The sequence below is a fragment of the Nonomuraea indica genome (assembly GCF_002850745.1).
GTDB classification, from domain to species: Bacteria; Actinomycetota; Actinomycetes; order Streptosporangiales; family Streptosporangiaceae; genus Nonomuraea; species Nonomuraea indica.
The window spans coordinates 39,128-54,255 of the sequence record NZ_PJOK01000049.1; the positions used below are offsets into that span (position 1 = coordinate 39,128).

Below are 15,128 nucleotides of genomic sequence, written 5' to 3' on the forward strand. Positions count from 1 at the left end.
CAGTCGGTTCGACAACCGCCATGCGCGGATGGTTCGCGGTGATCCGTACGCGGCTGCAGTCTTCGCGCGGACGCGGCGCGGGCCGGGGTGGAACGCGCGTGGCAGAGTGGTGACAGCGCCGCCGGCGAGGCTGCCTCCCGCGAGGTCGAGAGGGGTGAGGCAGATGACCACGATGAGCAGAGCGCTGAAGGTTCCCGCGCACTACCACGGCCCGGAGGGGACCGCCAACGGCGGCTGGGTCGCCGGCACGGTCGCGAGCCACCTGCCGACGGGCGCGACCGTCGAGGTGACCCTGCGGGCGCCGGTCCCCGTCGAGCGGGTGCTGCGTGTCGAGCGCGCCCCCGCTGCAGGCGGCGCGTGGCGGGTGCTCCTCCTGGACGCCGAGCCCGGCGGCGACGTGCTGGCCGAGGCGCGAGAGGTCGACGAGCGGCTGCGGCCGCCGCCGTTCGTGCCGGCCGAGGAGGCGGAGGAGGCCGGCCGGGCCTTCCCCGGGCACGGCGGGCATCCGGCCCCCGGCTGTTTCGTGTGCGGTGACCGCCCGCCCGGCGAGGGCCTGCGGGTGCACGCGGGGCCGACGGGGCGGCCGGGCGAGCTCGCGGCGCTGTGGCGGGTCCATCCGGGGCTGGCCGAGTGGTCGGCCACGCTGCCGTTGAGCCACGTGTGGGGCGCGCTCGACTGTCCCACCGGCTGGACGCACCTCATCGCGGGCGGGTCCGCCCTGCTGGGCCGCCTCACCGCCCGCGTCCGCCGGTCGGTTCTCACCGGCGCCTCGTACGTCGTCGTCGCGCGGCGGGAGGCCGGGGCGGGACGTGTGCTGTACGCGGACGCCGCCGTGTACGAGCCCGGCGGCGCGCTCGTCGCCGTGTCCCGCGCCGCGTGGATCGAGGTCGCACCGCTCCAGGCCCGCGGGAGGTCGCAGGCCACGCCCAGGTGACCGGACAGCCTCCACCGGCCACCGCACCCGAGACCCCGGCGCGCCAGGGGTGCGTGTGCGGGTGGGCGTAGCGGGTGGGCGCGGGTAGCGGGCGGGCGTGGGTAGCGGGTAGACGCTGGCGGGCGGGCGTGGGTAGCGGGTAGACGCGGGCGGGCGTGGGGAGCGGGTAGACGCGGGCGGGTGGGCGTGGGTAGCGGATGGGCGCGGGCGGGGGGGCGTGGGTAGCGGGTGGGCGTGGGTAGCGGGTGGGCGCGGTGGGTCTACGCTTCCACGCGGGACAGGAGCGGGCGGGCCTCGGCCCAGATCGCGGCGGGTTCGCACGCGAAGGCCGTCCAGGTGTAAGACGTCAGCCGTCCCCGCCCGCGGTAGCGCCGCACGATCGCGACGTGTTCCGGCCAGGCGACGAACCGGTCCAGGGCCTGCCGGCTCTCCCAGATCGACACCGAGCCGCACCTGCGCTTCAGCGGTGCCGTCCACAGCCACATCCCCACCGCGCCGGCCAACCGGGGCCAGGCCGCGCGCAGCGCCAGCCCGGATCGGAAGATGCCGGGCAGGTCACGGGCGGCGTCGGCCCGGAACGCGGTCACGGCGACCAGGACGGGACCGGCGACGTCCGCGGCCGGCCCCGGCGTCCACGAGCTCCTCAGCATGACGGCGTCCACGCCGGGGAGCGGCCGAGCAGGCCGAGCAGCCGCTCCAGGTCGGAGGCGTCGGCGGGCACCGGGACCACGGCGCCGAACGGGCCGCCGGGGCCGCGAAGCCGCGGCGTGTCCGGCAGGCGGGAGGCTATCGCCAGCGCGCCGGCCGCCGCCTGTTCGTCGACCGGGTACGGCACGCCGACGGCTGCGGCGACGTCCCATCCGTGGACGACGAAGTCGATGACGTGCATGCCCATGGCGACGCGGCCGGGGAAGACGCCGAACTCCCGTATCTCGACCTGCCGCTCGTGCGCGTCCGGGGCGGCGAACGCGGCGCTGACCGCGGCCACCGACTCCTGGTAGGCGTGGTGCGGGTCGGCGCCGAGCTCGCCGCGGTCCCAGGCGGGCGCTTCCGCGGGCCGGCCGGCGAACGCGCCCGCGAAGCCGAGGTTCTCGCTCACCATGTGGCGCAGCAGCTCGCCGAGGGTCCATTCGGCGCACGGCGTGGGCCCGGTGAGGTGCTCGGGACGGACACCGGCGATCACCTTCCCGGCGGCCTCCAGGGCCCGGCGGTCGAGATCGCGCAGGTCCATGGCCTGCGACTCGACGGAGAACGCGCTCATCACACTCCCTTTCTCCGCACGAACGTTCGTGCTTGATTGAGACGCTACCACCGTTGCGGCATACTGAACGAACGTTCGTGCGGAGAAGGGGAACGGTGATGGCGGGCCGACCACGAGACGACCGGACGCGGCACGCGATCCTGCGCCGAGCCGCCGACATCGCCTCCACGAACGGGCTGGAGGGCCTGTCGATCGGACAACTGGCCGCCGACCTGGGCGTCAGCAAGAGCGGGCTCTTCGGCTACTTCGGCTCCAAGGAGGAGCTGCAGCTCGCCACGATCCGGACCGCGGCGGGCGTCTACCTCGACGAGGTCGTCCGGCCCGCGCTCGCCGTCCCGCCTGGTGTGGGACGCCTGTGGCTGCTGTGCGACAGATGGCTGAGCTACTCCGAACGACGGGTCTTCCCCGGCGGGTGCTTCTTCTTCACGGTCACGGCCGAGTTCGACGCCCGCCCGGGGCGCGTACGGGACGCCGTCGCCGCCGCCGGCCGCGAATGGAGCCGCCTGGTGGCGGGCACGATCGACGACGCCCGCCGGCTCGGAGAGCTCGCCGAGGACACCGAGCCCGATCAGCTCGCCTTCGAACTGATCGCGTTCCTGGAGACCGCCAACGCCGTCTCGCTGCTGTACGACGACCCCGTCGCCTACCGGCGGGCCAGGACCGCCGTACGGCGTCGCCTGCACGCCGCCGCCACGGGCTCGGCCGCGCCGCCCTGGGACGACGCCGCGGGGTGAGGTCACCGCCCTTCGTGCCGCCCCCTGGCGCGGGCGCGGACGGCGGTGCCGGACGGCCGTCCGCCGCCGGACGCGCCGATCGGGAGCGAATCCCGAACGGCGCGCCGGTGCCGCGCGAGCCGAGGTGGCGGTGCCAGCGGAGGGGGCGCTGTCAGCGGAGGTGGCGGGCGAAGAACCGCACCGTGCTGTCCAGCTCGAACGCCGGGATCTCCCCGTGCCTGCCGGGGTTGGCGTGCAGCGTCTTCTCCTTTGCGCCCAGGGCGTCGAACAGCGCGAGGCCCTGGGCCCGTGGCACCCGCTCGTCGTCCCACTGCAGCAGGAACTCCACCGGGACGGTGATCCGCCCGGCGGCCTCGGCTGACACGAGCGCGCCGCCCAGGCCGAGCACCGCCGCGCGCACCCGGCGTTCGGCGGCGACGAAGGGAACGCCGAGTCCGCAACCCAGCGACACCCCCCAGTAACCGACGGGGCCGGTGCCGACGTGCTCGAGTCGCTGGACCGCGTCCAGGACCGCCTGCCATTCGGGAACGGTCTGGCGGGCCACGAGCGCCTGGAAGGCGGCGATCAGCGGAGCCGGATCCTCTCCGGCGTCCACGCGAGCCTGGTTCTCGGTCGCGATCCGGTCGTACTCCTCGTCCTTCGGCCGGTCGCCATGGCCGGGGACGTCGACGGCCACCACCGCGAACCCGCACTCGGCCACGAAGCGGCGCGCACGGGCCACGACACCGGGGGCCTTCTTGTGCTGGCCGCCGCCGTGTCCCATCAGGATGAGCGGACGGGCACCGGTGGCACCTTCCGGCGTCCACAGCACGCCGGGGATCTCGCCGAGGGTGAAGAGCTGCTCCAAGAGTCCGTCAGACGACGTCTCAGAGGTGAAGCGCATAGCGTTTCATGCCTTTCGGGATGCCTTTTCGGGCACTCCCTAGGCCATGCGGGGGAGGGAGGCCCGACCTGTCACAGCGTTGATCGGTCTCACCTCCTCAGGTCGCAGTGGCGCACAGCGGGGCAGAACATATCACAAGGGGTGCTCCCGTGCTGAAGGTGCGGGCCGCCGTACTGGACCGGCGCTCGCTCGGCCGGTTCCCGTGGAGCAGCACCAGGTACGGGGTGCTGCTCGAGCCCGGCGCCAGGGTGGTCGACGACGGGCGGCACCGAGCGCTGAACACGGCGGCGCTTCGGCTCGCGGCCCGGGCCGGCCGGAGCGCTGGCAGTGGCGCTGGCCGGTCTGGTCCGCTTCGTCAACCCCTACGAACGGGAGATCACCTCCCTGTGGATGCTGCTGGTCAAGCGGGCACGGCCGCTCGCCCTCGTGCGGCCGTGCCTGTATCTGGTGGCGCGGCGATGGTGGCTGGCGGCCGCCGTCGTCGGCGTGCTCGCGCCGGCGGTGGCCGCGGTGCTGGTCAAGCCGGTGGCGGGCGTGCTCCTCGCCTGCTCGCCGCTGCTGTATCTGGCCTGGGCGACGACGAGGGCCATGGTGGCGCCGCCGCTGCCGCGCCCGCTCAGTAGTAGCCGGTGCTGCCGTCGAGCAGCTCGCGGACGGCGTCGGCGTGGCCCGCGTGCCGTGCGGTCTCCTCGATCATGTGCAGCAGCATCCAGCGCAGGTTGCCGGCGGCCGAGCGGAAGTCGGGATGCCGGCCCACCTCGTCGAGGGAGTGGGCGGCGACGATCTCGTCGGACCTCGCGCACTGCCGCTCGTAGTCGTCGAGGAGCCGGGCGAGCGGGACGTCCTTGACCATCATGTCGGCGTCGTCCTCCCCCTCGAACTGCGGGCCCGTGGCCGGGCTGCCCAGGAAGAGCACCTCGAACCAGCAGTGCTCGGTCCACCGCAGGTGGGAGACGAGCCCCGCCATCGTCATCAGCGGCGAGGCGGGCAGGACGGGCCGGTGCGCGTCGGCGTCGGACAGGCCTTCGCACTTCCAGTGGATGATCGAGCGCTGCATGCCGAGCCAGCCGACGAGCTGGGTGCGCTCGTCGGCGGTGAAGGGGGGCCGTTCGCGTGGAGGGGTCACAGCCGGCGACGCTACTCCCGGGCCGTACCCGGACGCACCGTGTTTTCTGCCGCCTCAGACGAGGTTGTGCCGGGCGTGGGCGGGGGCGCGCCAGCCCATCACCGCCTCCGTCATGCGGACCGCCGCGACCGTGCTGGGCACGTCGTGGACCCGCAGGATGCGGGCGCCGCGCAGGATCGCGATCACGTTGGCGGCGATCGTGCCCTCCGTGCGCTCCCCCTGCGGGCGGTCGAGGGTCTCGCCGATGAAGTCCTTGTTGGACAGCGCGGCCAGGGTGGGGTGGCCGAGGGCGGCGATCTCGTCCAGCCTGCGGGTCAGCTCCAGCGAGTGGTAGGTGTTCTTGTTCAGGTCGTGACCGGGGTCGATGACGATCCGCTCGGCCGGCACCCCGGCGTCCAGCGCGAACCGTACGCGGTCCAGCAGGAAGTCGCGGACCTCGGCCACGACGTCGGCGTAGACCGGCCGGGGGACCGCCTTCCCGGGGCCGCCGAGGCTGTGGGTGACGATCACCCCGGCGCCGGTCTCGGCGGCGACCCGGGCGATGTCCGGCTCGCGCAGCCCGTTGGTGTCGTTGATGACGTCGGCGCCGGCCTCGACGGCGGCCCTGGCCACCTCGGCCCGGTGCGTGTCCACGGAGATCACCGCGTCGGTCTTGCCGCGCACCTCGGCGATGACGGGCGCCACCCGGTCGATCTCCTCGGCGACCGTGATGGGCTCCTGGTCGGCGCTGAAGGCGAAGCCGCCGATGTCCACCCAGTCGGCCCCGTCGGCGACGGCCCGGCAGGCCGCCTCGACGGCCTGGGACAGCTCGAACGTGCGGCCCCGGTCGTGGAAGGAGTTGGGTGTCCGGTTGACGATCGCCATGATCGCCACCTGGCGGTCGAAGTCGAACTCCCGCTGCCCGAAACGCCGGACGGGAGAGATGATTTCCGGAAAGAACATCCTGGTGGTCCCGTCGCTCACGGTTCTCGTTTCCCTCTCCGCCACACTGCCACGGCCCGCAGCAGGATCATCGCACCGGATGCCGCCTGGCGTCCCGTTCAGGGTAGGCCGGTCACTCGAGGGGAAGTCTCCGCGACATGAACGACGAGATTCCCGAGTGGCGCGGGCGGCGGCCCGCCGGGCTCGACGACACCACCGTGGACGCGCTGGGCAGGCTCTCCGGGGCGCTGGAGAAGGTGGAGCGGGCGCGCGGCCATCTCTACTCCTTCCACCAGCTCACCGGCAGCGCCCACGTGGAGCTGGAGGAGGCGGTGGAGCGGCTGCGCGCCGCGGGCCACGACCGGCAGGCCGACGCGCTGGCCGACGACCTGCTGGGCCGCGACGTGCTGGCCGGCCGGTGGACGTTCCAGGTGGTGGAGGAGTACGACGACGGCTACTACCGGTGTTTCGTGGACCTGGAGCGGCGGGTCAGGGACGAGCTGGCCCAGGGCAGGCGGCACATCTTCGAGGCCGAGATGAAGGAGCGCCAGCAGCGGTGAACGGCACGTTCCGTGTCCTGTGCCATACGTAGATTTCCCGATGTGCCGTCTGCCCGGTTTCGCCTAGTGTCGCGGCGTCGAAGCCCTTCACGAAGGCGGGTTCATGCGCGCGTTGACCGTACTCCTGTCCACCGCACTGCTCGTCACCACGATCGCCGCCCCCGCCGCCGTCGCCGGCGAGCGCGAACGGGCGCCCGGCTCGTTCGACGTCAGGTACGACCGGGCGGCGTTCACCGCGGGCACCGCCGAAGGGGTGACGGCCGGCGACGACCTGGCCTTCGCCTCTCCCGCCGGCGTCACCACCTACACCGACGCGCTCGGCACCAAGACGTGGGAGTACGCCCGCTGGACCGGCCCCGAGCGGGCGGTCGGCTTCCCCGCCACGGAGCTGATCGCCTCGTGGACGGGCGACATCCCGCCGGGGAGCTGGATGCAGGTCGAGGCGCGGGCGCGCAACACCGCCGGGCTGACCAAGTGGTACGTGCTGGGCCGCTGGGCCTACGGCGACGGCGACATCCGGCGCACCTCCGTACCCGGCCAGGGCGACGCCGACGCCACCGTGGCCGTCGACACGCTGGTCGCCGCGTCGGGCCGGCGGATCGACGCCTACCAGCTCCGCCTCACGCTCTACCGCACGCCCGGCTCCGCGGTGCGGCCGGTCGTGCGCGGCCTCGGCGCGATGGCCTCGGCCGTCCCGGAGCGCAAGTCGGTGCCGGTCAGCCCGGGCGGCGGCGCGTGGGGGACCGAGCTGGACGTGCCACGCCGCTCCCAGAACGTGCACGAGGGCCACTACCCCGAGTGGGACGGCGGCGGGCAGGCCTGGTGCAGCCCCACCTCGATGACGATGGTCCTCGGCTACTGGGGCAGGTGGCCGAGCGCCGAGGACACGGCGTGGGTCACGCCGTCCGACCCGAACCCCGAGGTCGACTACGCCGCCAAGCACACCTACGACCACGCCTACCAGGGCGCCGGCAACTGGCCGTTCAACACCGCCTACGCGGGTCGTTACGGCATGGACGGGTTCGTCACCCGCCTGCGCTCGCTGACCGAGCTCGAACGCCTGATCAGCGCGGGCGTGCCCGTGATCACGTCGCAGTCGTTCAAGAAGGGTGAGCTGCCGGGCGCCGGCTACGGCACGAACGGCCACATCATGGTCGTCGTCGGATTCACCGCCGACGGCGACGTCATCGCCAACGACCCGGCCTCCGCGAGCAACGAGGCGGTGCGCCGCGTCTACCCGCGCGCCGACTTCGAGAACGTCTGGCAGCGCAGTTCCAGCAGCGGCGGCATCGTCTACGTCGTCCGCCCGCCCGGCCACGACCTGCCCGCCACCACCCCGGGCCTGCCCGCCAACTGGTGAGCCGGCTCACCAGGCGTAGTCGGGCAGCTCGAAGTGGCCGCCGGCCAGCTTCTCCCCCGTCTTGGCCATCGAGCTGAGCAGGAGGCGCCGCTTGAGCAGCTGGTTGCGCAGCCAGATGCCCCCGCGGGTGCGCGGCGCCAGGAAGGGGCCGGCGTTGTTGCCGCCGGCGGCCTTGACGAACGGGCGGATGGTCGCCTCGTAGCGCTCGAAGGCCGTCGCGTGGTCGGCCCGGCTCAGCTCGCCCGCCAGCACGTAGGCGGCGACCAGGGCCAGGCCGGTGCCGACGCCGCCGAGCGTGTTGGCCGCGGCGGCGTCCCCGAGCAGCACGATCCTGCCCTTGGAGAAGCGCTCCAGTGCGACCCGGGCGATGGAGTCGAGGTGGACGTCCTTCGCCCGGTCCAGCTTGGCCAGGATCTCGGGTGTCCGCCAGCCCATGCCGCGAAAGGCGTCGGCGAGGACCTGCTTCTGCTCCGCCGCCGAATACCGGTCGTAGGTCAGCTCGGGCGAGGCGAAGCAGAAGAAGGCAGGCGCCTTGGGGCCGCCCACGGCGACGAGCCTGCCGGGCTCGTTGTACATCACCGGCTCGTCCACGACGGGCTCCATGTCCACCAGCGCGTAGTAGTGGCCCCTGTGCGTGACGTGGTCCGACTCCGGGCCGAAAGCCAGGCGGCGCACGTTGGAGTGGATGCCGTCCGCGCCGACGACCACGTCGAAGGTCCGGGGCGCGCCGCTCTCGAACGTCACGTGGACGCCCGAGGCGGTCTCGGTCAGCGAGGTGATCGAGTCGCCGAAGCTGTACCGGCACGTGTCGCGGGTGCGCTCGTAGAGGATCTCCGCCAGGTCGCCCCGGAGAACCTCCAGGTCGCCACCGGTGAACCAGCCCGGCATGACCGCGATCCGCCTGCCGTCCGAGTCGATGACCTTCTGGTCGGCGCCCCCGGTCCGGCGGCGCCTGATCTCCTCCAGGATGCCCATGCGGCGCAGGAGCTCCAGGTGGGTCTCGCCCTTGAAGTCAACGGCCTGGCCGCCGGTGCGGAGGACCGGCGCCTTCTCCACGACGGTGACCGTGGCACCGGAGCGGGCCAGCCAGCAGGCGAGGGCCGGCCCGGCGACGCCGGCGCCGGAGATGAGGACCGAAAGGGGCTTGTTCGTCATGGCTCCACTCTGGGAAACCCCGCTGACAGCTCACCGCCTATCCGCTGACGACCTCGTCGATCGCTGTCAGCGCGTCCGCACGGCTCATCGCGGCGCCCATGCCGAACCGCTCGGCGAACGCCTCGGCGCCCAGCGCCGCGGTCGCTGCGGCGGCCACCCTGGCCACGTCGGGGTCGCCGGCGAGGGCGGTGCCGCGCAGCGCGACGGCGATGCCCAGGAGCAGGGCCCCCTGCTTCGGTGGTACGGCTTCCGCCAGTCCCTCCACGGCGGCGGCCAGGTCGGCGACCATGAAGGACCGCCTGGCGGCCGACACCGCCTCCCGATGGAGCGCGCCCGCCCGTTCGAGCCGGGCCAGCTCGGTCAGCCTGCGGGCCCGCCGCCCTTCCAGCCCGAACCCCGTGGTCGGCTCCGGCACCCTCTCCAGGAGGCGGCGTGCCTCGTCGAGATCCCCTCGGAGCCTGGCCGCCGCGGCCGGCCCCAGCAGCGAGACGGCGGGCAGGCCCGCCTTTCCGGCGTGTTCGTCGGCCTCGCGGAAGTCCCGCACAGCGGCCTCCGGCTCGCCCTGGCGCAGGCGGGCCTCGGCCCGGCGCCCGAGCACCTGCGCGCACTCCTCCACGGAGCCGAGCTCGTTCAGCATCGCCAGCGCGTCCCGCCACAGTTCCTCGGCCCGCTCCCACTGCCCGCGCCAGCTCGCCAGCACGGCGAGGCCGTCCATGGCCTGAGCGGTCCCCCAGCGCTCCCCGAGCCGCCTGAACCGGTCGAGGACCTCGGACAGCTCCCGCTCGGCCCTGGCCGGGTCCCCGGAATGCATGGCAAGCAGCGCGTCGCCCAGCCGCTCCAGGGCCTCGCCCCACGGGTCGCCACCGAGGTGGGACGCGCCGGCCTCGAAGGCGACCGGTCCGACGAGCATGCCCCACAGCGGAGCCAGGAAAGGATGGCGCAGGGGCCGGCGCGTCGCCCGCAGGATCTCGGCCGCGCGCTCCCAGTGCTCCGGCGCGGCGTGCGGTACGGCGTGCAGCACGCAGGCCACGTACTCCTCCTCCAGCCCGGGTCGAAGCTCCAGCAGCCCGGCGGCCGGCTCGCCCGCCCCGCCGCGTCGCCCGCTCAGCCACCAGTACGCCGCCAGCGCCGCGACCATGCGTTGCCCGGTCTCGGGGTCGTGGCGCAGCGCGGCCATCAGGTTGGTGTGCTCGTCCGACAGCCGGGCCAGCCAGACGAGCTGCTCGGCCCGCCTCAGATGCGGATCGGCCTTCTGCGCCAGTCGCAGGTAGTAGCGCGCGTGCTCGGCCCGGATGGCGTCGGTCAGGCCGGCGGCACAGAACAGGCGGATCGTCTCCAGCATCCGGTAACGACCGCCCTCGGCCACGACCAGCGACTTGTCCACCAGGCCGGTGATGTCGCCGCAGATCGCCTCCACGGCATCGAGCGACGCTCCGCCCGCGAAGACCGAGAAGCGCGTGGCCAGCTCCCGCTCATCGGCGCTCAGCAGGTCCCAGCTCCACTCCACCACCGCGTGCAGGGTCCGGTGCCTGGCGGCAGCCGTACGGTCGCCCCGGGAGAGCAGCCGGAACCGGCCGTCGGCGGTCAGCCGGGCGGCGATCTCCTCCACGGGGAAGACCCGCAGGCGGGCGGCGGCCAGCTCGATCGCCAGCGGCAGTCCGTCAAGCGTGGCGCAGATGGAGCTCACCGCGCCGAGGTTGTCCTCGGTGAGCTCGAAGCCCGGCCGTACGGCGGCGGCGCGGTCGGCGAAGAGCCGGATCGCCGAGGCGGCGCCCAGGGGCGCCACCTGCATGATCGTCTCGCCGGTCAGGCCGAGCGGCTCGCGGCTGGTGACCAGCAGGCGCAGGCCCGGGCATGCGCCGAGCAGGCGGCGTGCCAGCGCGGCGGCGGCGTCGACGACATGTTCGCAGTTGTCCAGGACGAGCAGGAGTTCGCGGTCCGAGAGCGCGGTCACCAGCCGGTCGGCCGGGCTCATGCCCGGCACGCCTCCGTCGCGGACGCCCACTGCGGCCAGCACCGCCTGGTCCACGTGCTCGTGGACGGGTGACAGGTCAGCGAAACAGGTCTCGTGGGCGGACCGCCTGGCGGCCTCGACGGCGAGCCGGGTCTTGCCGACGCCGCCCGGCCCGACGAGGGTGATCAGGCGGGCCTCCCCCAGGGCGCCGAGCTCCCGCTCCCGTCCCACGAAGCTGGTGAGCTGCGCCGCCACCCCGTGCCGCCGAGGTCTCCCCGCCCGGAGGATGCCCAGATGGATGTCAGCCAGCTCCGGCGAAGGATCGGCACCGAGCTCCTCCACCAGCGACCGCCGGGTCTCGTCGAAGACCGTCAACGCCTCCGCCGTCCGCCCCGCGGCGTGCAGCGCCCGCATCAGCAGTCCCACCAGCCGCTCACGCAGCGGATGGGCGGCCACCAGGCGCCGCAGCTCGGCCACCGACGTGCCCTCGGGGAGGGCCAGCTCGGCCTCCGCCAGATCTTCCAGGGCCGCCAGCCGCAGCTCCTCCAACCAGGCCAGCTGTGCCTGGCCGAAAGGCAGATCGACCAGCGCGGGCCCGCGCCAGAGGTCCACCGCCTCGCGCAGCAGCCCGCGCGCCTCCCGGAATCCGCCCGAGGCCAGCGACCGCCGCCCGTCGCCCGCCAGCCGCCGGAACCGGTGCACGTCCACGTCCAGTGGGTCGATCGCCAGCCGGTAACCCACCCCGTCGAACTCCACCGGCAGGTGCTTGCGCAACCGCGAGACCTGCGCCTGGATCGCGTTGGCGGCCCCGGCAGGAGGCTCCTCGCCGTACTGCCCGGCGATCAGCTGCTCCACGCCGACCACCCGGCCCGCGTTCAACAGCAGGATCGTCAGCAGCGCGCGCGGTCGTGGCCCGCCCACCGCGACCCGCTCCCCGGTGTCGGTGCGGACGTCCAGGGGGCCGAGGATGCCGAACCGCATGGCCGTCATCATCGCACTCCCATCGGAGCCGGCCCGGCCCTCCCTACGCGCGCGCCTTACCCGCGAGGTAATCGACGGACCTCACGTCCGCCCGCCAGACTGTCGGCATGACGCGAGAGATTGTGCAACGACTCCTGGGACTGATGGCGGCCGGTGACCACGACGGGGCGGCGGAGCTGTTCGCCGAGCGGATCGACTGGCAGCTCAACTGGCCGGCCGAGGGGCATCCGGCGGTGCCGTGGATCCGTCCCCGGACGGGCCGTGCCGACGTGGCGGGGCACTTCCGGATGCTGGAGGAGCATCACGTGCCGGAGGCCAACGGCACGTCGGTGACCCGCATCCTCGTCGACGGCGACGACGCGGTCGTGCTGGGCCACATCGTGCAGACGGTCAGGGCCAACGGCAAGAGCTACACCTCGCCCTTCGCCCTGCACCTGACGGTCGAGGACGGCCTGATCACCCGCTACCACATCTACGAGGACAGCCTGACCGTGGCCGAGGCGCTCTCGGCGCGTTGACCGGCGGGGCGATCGCCGGTCCACTCGGGGCCATGAGGAGGACCGCCTCCGTGGCCGCGACCGTGGCGCTGGCGCTGGCCGCCGGTCCGGCCACCGCCCGGCCATACGACGTGGTCCGGTACGGCGGCGCGCTGACGGGCGCCGGACTGGTCGCCGACGACGGGCCGCACGGCCGGCACGGCACGGTGCTGACCTCGGGCGGCGGCCAGGTGGTCTCCCTCCCGGCCGGGGACGGGCGGTTCCTGCGCTTTCCCGCGGGGAACTGCTCGGCAGCGCCCTGCCCGCAGGCGGTGGTGCGTCCGGCCGACTCCGGCGCGCTGGCGCCGAAGGGGGGCACGGGGCGGTTCAGCTTCGGCGCCGACGTGCGGCTGACCGCGCAGCCGCCGGCGGAGGCCGGGATGAACGTGTGGCAGTTCGGGCCGGCGGGGCCGGGCCACGCGCAGTGGAAGCTCCAGGTGGACGGGGGGCGCCCGTCGTGCCGCTGGTCCGACGGCACGGGGGTGGTGCTGCTGGCGGCGGGCACGTACCGGATGACCGTCGGGCGCTGGCACCGGGTGCGGTGCGCGCGGCTGTCGCGGACGCTCTTCCGGATCCGGGTGCTCAACCCGGCGACCGGCGAGGCGATCGCGCCGCCCGCGCACGCGGTCGCCGCCCTGGGTGCGATCCGGCCCACCGGAACGGCCCTGATCGGCGGCAAGCGGGTGTCCGCGGAGCAGCACGACGGGCAGACCGACCAGTTCCACGGCGACCTGGACGAGGTGTTCTTCGCCCGGGGGTAGGCCGGTCAACGCCCGGGGTGTGTCCGGTCGTAGGCGGCGCGGGCGGCCAGGACGTCCGGCATGTCGCCTTCGAGCTGCTCGATGAGCTCCAGCAGCTTGACGGCGGTGCGGGTGCCGAGCGCGGTGAGGCTGTAGTCGACGCGCGACGGGAAGCCCTCGCGGGCCCGCCGGTGGACGAAGCCGTCGCGCTCCAGGCCCTGAAGGGTCTGGGTGAGCATCTTGTCGCTCACCCCCTCGACGTGGCGGCGCAGCTCGTTGAAGCGCATCGGCCCCTCGTGCAGGCCGACCAGGACGAGAGGGCCCCAGCGCCCGGTGATGCGCTCGAACGTCTCGCGGGAGGGGCAGGCGCGGGCGTAGACGTCGAACTCCAGCGTGGACAGCTCTTCGGGGGCGACGACCGGCTGCGGATGTGCGTCCATGACCGAATACTACCTCCAGGGAAGCACTTTCTTTTAGTTTGCACTTTCTGTGAGAGAGTGACAAGGTGGGAGGGCCTCACCACCACCACAGCCGAAGGAAGTGCCTGCCATGTACGTCGTCACCGGAGCCACCGGATCGCTCGGCCGCCTCGTCGTCGAGGGCCTGCTCGCGGAGGTCCCCGCCGAGCGGATCGCCGCAGTCGCCCGCGACGGGCGCAAGGCCGCCGACCTCGCGGCGCGCGGCGTCGAGGTGCGCGTCGCCGACTACGACGACCCCGCCTCGCTCAAGGACGCCTTCGGCGCGGGAGAGCGGGTGCTGTTCGTCTCCGGCAGCGAGGTGGGACGGCGCGTCCCGCAGCACGCCGCCGTCGTGGCCGCCGCCCGGGAGGCAGGAGTGGGCCTGCTCGCCTACACCAGCGTGCTCGGCGGACCCGCGGCCGACTTCGAGCTGGCCCGCGAGCACCAGGTGACCGAGCAGGCGATCCTCGACTCGGGCCTGCCGTACGTGTTCCTGCGCAACGGCTGGTACCACGAGGTCTACACCGGCAACCTCGGCCCGGTGCTGGCGCACGACGCCGTCGTGGGCAGCGCGGGCGAGGGCCGGGTCGCCTCCGCCGCCCGCGCCGACTACGCCGCCGCCGCGGTCGCCGTGCTGACCGGCACGGGCCACGAGAACACCGCGTACGAGCTGAGCGGCGACGTCGCCTGGAGCTTCGCCGAGTACGCCGCCGAGCTGTCGCGGCAGACCGGCCGGGAGATCGTCTACTCGAACGTGCCCGCCGACGCCTACCGGGAGATCCTCGTCGGCGCCGGGGTGCCCGCGCCGTTCGCCGACGTCCTGGTGGACGTGGACGCCGCCATCTCCCGGGGGCTGCTCGCGACCGTGACCGGTGACCTCTCCCGGCTGATCGGCCGCCCCACCACGCCGATCGCGGACAGCATCGCCGCCGCGCTGAAGGCCTGACCGCGCGAGGCCGCCGCGTTCGGTCAGTGGGCGGCCACGAGCGTCTTGAGCACGACGATCGCCAGCCCCAGCACGAGGTTGGCGAGGCCGGACAGCACGACGACGCCCCTGTCGTAGCGGGTCCTGACGGCCGCCGCGACCGCCCACCCCACCTGAGCCGTGACCGCGACGGTCATCGCGGCCCAGGTGGCCACGGTGTCCGACAGGCCGAGCGCCGAGGCCATCGCCGCCGCGATGGCGGGCGGGACCGCCGCCTGGGCCAGCGGCCACTCCCGCCGGCCCGCGTCGCGCAGCCGCCGCCAGGTCAGCGTCGCCCGCTGGCCGATCACCTGGACGTACAGGTGCGCGAGCCAGAACACCACGCCGGTGCTGATCAGCACCACCACCAGGTCCCCCGCCGCCATGGGCGTGCCGTCGGCCGCGCTGCCGGCGACCACGGAGGCCGCCAGCAGCGAGCCGTACACGGCGCCCGCGTACCTCGCCCCGTCGTGGGAGTCCTGCGTGTCACCCGCGTTCATGGCAGCAGTGTCGTCGCGGTCCGGAGGAGCGGGCGGCACGGCGTGCGGGAGGATGCGCACT

Annotated in this window: 16 protein-coding genes; 7 read left to right on the top strand and 9 right to left on the bottom strand. The window is 73.9% G+C overall.

What is annotated here, in order from left to right; genetic code table 11:
* The first annotated feature begins 163 nt into the window (after nucleotides 1–163).
* A complete protein-coding gene (locus CXR44_RS35160; RefSeq protein ID WP_101790464.1) occupies nucleotides 164–934 on the top strand; it encodes a hypothetical protein in 771 nt (256 codons plus the stop codon).
* Between the two features lie 260 nt (nucleotides 935–1,194).
* Here CXR44_RS35160 and CXR44_RS35165 read toward each other — a convergent pair whose 3' ends face one another.
* Both CXR44_RS35165 and CXR44_RS35170 read right to left on the bottom strand, forming a co-directional pair.
* Nucleotides 1,195–1,584: a hypothetical protein gene (locus CXR44_RS35165; protein WP_101790669.1), complete on the bottom strand. Its 390-nt coding sequence runs from the start codon at nucleotides 1,582–1,584 to the stop codon at nucleotides 1,195–1,197.
* A complete protein-coding gene (locus CXR44_RS35170) occupies nucleotides 1,578–2,195 on the bottom strand; it encodes a TIGR03086 family metal-binding protein (RefSeq protein ID WP_219602205.1) in 618 nt (205 codons plus the stop codon). The genes CXR44_RS35165 and CXR44_RS35170 overlap by 7 nt, the downstream gene beginning before the upstream one ends.
* A gap of 98 nt (nucleotides 2,196–2,293) precedes the next feature.
* Between CXR44_RS35170 and CXR44_RS35175 the strand changes: the two genes are divergently transcribed.
* Nucleotides 2,294–2,929, top strand: a complete 636-nt coding sequence (locus tag CXR44_RS35175; RefSeq protein WP_101790465.1) for a TetR/AcrR family transcriptional regulator — start codon at nucleotides 2,294–2,296, stop codon at nucleotides 2,927–2,929.
* Between the two features lie 151 nt (nucleotides 2,930–3,080).
* On the opposite strand, the gene CXR44_RS35180 is transcribed toward CXR44_RS35175, so the two are convergent.
* From CXR44_RS35180 to folP, 3 genes are all read right to left on the bottom strand, one after another.
* Nucleotides 3,081–3,812: a dienelactone hydrolase family protein gene (locus CXR44_RS35180; RefSeq protein ID WP_101790466.1), complete on the bottom strand. Its 732-nt coding sequence runs from the start codon at nucleotides 3,810–3,812 to the stop codon at nucleotides 3,081–3,083.
* A 616-nt stretch (nucleotides 3,813–4,428) separates the two neighbouring features.
* Complete coding sequence (locus CXR44_RS35190) at nucleotides 4,429–4,938, bottom strand: DinB family protein (protein WP_101790468.1); 510 nt, start codon at nucleotides 4,936–4,938, stop codon at nucleotides 4,429–4,431.
* A 54-nt stretch (nucleotides 4,939–4,992) separates the two neighbouring features.
* Nucleotides 4,993–5,901, bottom strand: coding sequence for a dihydropteroate synthase (folP, locus tag CXR44_RS35195; protein WP_245899817.1), 909 nt, complete (start codon nucleotides 5,899–5,901; stop codon nucleotides 4,993–4,995).
* Nucleotides 5,902–6,017: 116 nt separating this feature from the next.
* Here folP and CXR44_RS35200 point away from each other — a divergent pair, with 116 nt between their 5' ends.
* Both CXR44_RS35200 and CXR44_RS35205 read left to right on the top strand, forming a co-directional pair.
* Nucleotides 6,018–6,419: a hypothetical protein gene (locus tag CXR44_RS35200; RefSeq protein ID WP_101790469.1), complete on the top strand. Its 402-nt coding sequence runs from the start codon at nucleotides 6,018–6,020 to the stop codon at nucleotides 6,417–6,419.
* A gap of 103 nt (nucleotides 6,420–6,522) precedes the next feature.
* Nucleotides 6,523–7,779 carry a C39 family peptidase gene (locus CXR44_RS35205; protein WP_101790470.1) on the top strand — a complete coding sequence of 419 codons (1,257 nt, stop codon included), beginning with the start codon at nucleotides 6,523–6,525 and terminating at the stop codon, nucleotides 7,777–7,779.
* Nucleotides 7,780–7,785: 6 nt separating this feature from the next.
* Here the strand turns inward: CXR44_RS35205 and CXR44_RS35210 are convergent, their stop codons facing one another.
* Both CXR44_RS35210 and CXR44_RS35215 read right to left on the bottom strand, forming a co-directional pair.
* Nucleotides 7,786–8,934, bottom strand: a complete 1,149-nt coding sequence (locus CXR44_RS35210) for an FAD-dependent monooxygenase (RefSeq protein WP_101790471.1) — start codon at nucleotides 8,932–8,934, stop codon at nucleotides 7,786–7,788.
* Nucleotides 8,935–8,971: 37 nt separating this feature from the next.
* Complete coding sequence (locus tag CXR44_RS35215; RefSeq protein WP_101790672.1) at nucleotides 8,972–11,869, bottom strand: AfsR/SARP family transcriptional regulator; 2,898 nt, start codon at nucleotides 11,867–11,869, stop codon at nucleotides 8,972–8,974.
* A gap of 107 nt (nucleotides 11,870–11,976) precedes the next feature.
* Between CXR44_RS35215 and CXR44_RS35220 the strand changes: the two genes are divergently transcribed.
* Both CXR44_RS35220 and CXR44_RS35225 read left to right on the top strand, forming a co-directional pair.
* Nucleotides 11,977–12,387 (top strand): nuclear transport factor 2 family protein, encoded by a 411-nt coding sequence (locus CXR44_RS35220; protein WP_101790472.1) that lies wholly within the window; start codon nucleotides 11,977–11,979, stop codon nucleotides 12,385–12,387.
* A 32-nt stretch (nucleotides 12,388–12,419) separates the two neighbouring features.
* Nucleotides 12,420–13,166, top strand: coding sequence for a LamG domain-containing protein (locus CXR44_RS35225; RefSeq protein ID WP_144070204.1), 747 nt, complete (start codon nucleotides 12,420–12,422; stop codon nucleotides 13,164–13,166).
* A 5-nt stretch (nucleotides 13,167–13,171) separates the two neighbouring features.
* Here CXR44_RS35225 and CXR44_RS35230 read toward each other — a convergent pair whose 3' ends face one another.
* Nucleotides 13,172–13,585, bottom strand: a complete 414-nt coding sequence (locus CXR44_RS35230; RefSeq protein ID WP_101790474.1) for a winged helix-turn-helix transcriptional regulator — start codon at nucleotides 13,583–13,585, stop codon at nucleotides 13,172–13,174.
* Nucleotides 13,586–13,694: 109 nt separating this feature from the next.
* On the opposite strand from CXR44_RS35230, the gene CXR44_RS35235 reads away from it, so the two are divergent.
* Complete coding sequence (locus tag CXR44_RS35235) at nucleotides 13,695–14,549, top strand: SDR family oxidoreductase (RefSeq protein ID WP_101790475.1); 855 nt, start codon at nucleotides 13,695–13,697, stop codon at nucleotides 14,547–14,549.
* Between the two features lie 23 nt (nucleotides 14,550–14,572).
* On the opposite strand, the gene CXR44_RS35240 is transcribed toward CXR44_RS35235, so the two are convergent.
* Entirely contained in the window at nucleotides 14,573–15,067 is a 495-nt protein-coding gene (locus CXR44_RS35240) for a hypothetical protein (protein WP_101790476.1), read from the bottom strand.
* Nucleotides 15,068–15,128: the final 61 nt, after the last annotated feature.

Coding starts and splice junctions, on each gene's coding strand:
- CXR44_RS35160 (WP_101790464.1), top strand. CDS start 164: ATGACCACGATGAGCAGAGCGCTGAAGGTTCCCGCGCACTACCACGGC.
- CXR44_RS35165 (WP_101790669.1), bottom strand. CDS start 1,584: ATGCTGAGGAGCTCGTGGACGCCGGGGCCGGCCGCGGACGTCGCCGGT.
- CXR44_RS35170 (WP_219602205.1), bottom strand. CDS start 2,195: ATGAGCGCGTTCTCCGTCGAGTCGCAGGCCATGGACCTGCGCGATCTC.
- CXR44_RS35175 (WP_101790465.1), top strand. CDS start 2,294: ATGGCGGGCCGACCACGAGACGACCGGACGCGGCACGCGATCCTGCGC.
- CXR44_RS35180 (WP_101790466.1), bottom strand. CDS start 3,812: ATGCGCTTCACCTCTGAGACGTCGTCTGACGGACTCTTGGAGCAGCTC.
- CXR44_RS35200 (WP_101790469.1), top strand. CDS start 6,018: ATGAACGACGAGATTCCCGAGTGGCGCGGGCGGCGGCCCGCCGGGCTC.
- CXR44_RS35205 (WP_101790470.1), top strand. CDS start 6,523: ATGCGCGCGTTGACCGTACTCCTGTCCACCGCACTGCTCGTCACCACG.
- CXR44_RS35210 (WP_101790471.1), bottom strand. CDS start 8,934: ATGACGAACAAGCCCCTTTCGGTCCTCATCTCCGGCGCCGGCGTCGCC.
- CXR44_RS35215 (WP_101790672.1), bottom strand. CDS start 11,869: ATGCGGTTCGGCATCCTCGGCCCCCTGGACGTCCGCACCGACACCGGG.
- CXR44_RS35220 (WP_101790472.1), top strand. CDS start 11,977: ATGACGCGAGAGATTGTGCAACGACTCCTGGGACTGATGGCGGCCGGT.
- CXR44_RS35225 (WP_144070204.1), top strand. CDS start 12,420: ATGAGGAGGACCGCCTCCGTGGCCGCGACCGTGGCGCTGGCGCTGGCC.
- CXR44_RS35230 (WP_101790474.1), bottom strand. CDS start 13,585: ATGGACGCACATCCGCAGCCGGTCGTCGCCCCCGAAGAGCTGTCCACG.
- CXR44_RS35235 (WP_101790475.1), top strand. CDS start 13,695: ATGTACGTCGTCACCGGAGCCACCGGATCGCTCGGCCGCCTCGTCGTC.
- CXR44_RS35240 (WP_101790476.1), bottom strand. CDS start 15,067: ATGAACGCGGGTGACACGCAGGACTCCCACGACGGGGCGAGGTACGCG.